Source organism: Campylobacter sp. CNRCH_2013_0671h (assembly GCF_025773055.1).
GTDB lineage: Bacteria > Campylobacterota > Campylobacteria > Campylobacterales > Campylobacteraceae > Campylobacter_D > Campylobacter_D lari_D.
The window spans coordinates 1-561 of record NZ_JAKMTG010000034.1 but is presented as its reverse complement, the minus strand read 5'-3'; the positions used below and the strand labels follow the sequence as shown (position 1 = coordinate 561).

At 30.8% G+C, this 561-nt stretch carries 1 pseudogene; it reads left to right on the top strand.

What is annotated here, in order from left to right:
• Window positions 1-561, top strand: a pseudogene (locus L8X97_RS08300) (methyl-accepting chemotaxis protein); the annotation flags it as partial.

Here is a 561-nt window from a genome sequence, read left to right as displayed (position 1 = left end):
GCCAAAGCCATCAATGAAAACATCACTAAAACTAAAAATGCATTAGAACAAGATGCTAAAGCAGTAGAACAATCAGTTGATACAGCTAAAGAAATAGAAGGTGGTAATCTAACAGCAAGAATAACAGCAATTCCTGCTAATCCTCAATTAATAGAATTAAAAAATGTATTAAATGATATGCTTGATGTATTACAAGCAAAAGTTGGTTCTAATATGAATGAAATCAATAGAGTATTTGATAGCTATAAGGCATTAGACTTTACTACTGAAGTTAAAAATGCTAAAGGTGGAGTTGAAGTAACTACTAATGTATTAGGTCAAGAAATAGTAGCTATGCTAAGACAATCATCTGAATTTGCTTCTTTATTAGCAGATGAGAGTGGTAAATTACAAAGTGCTGTTAAAGACTTAACAGATTCTTCATCTTCTCAAGCTTCTTCTTTAGAAGAAACAGCAGCAGCATTAGAAGAGATTACTTCTTCTATGCAAAATGTATCTCATAAAACTAGTGAAGTTATTGCTCAAAGTGAAGAGATTAAAAATGTTACTTCTATAATAGGT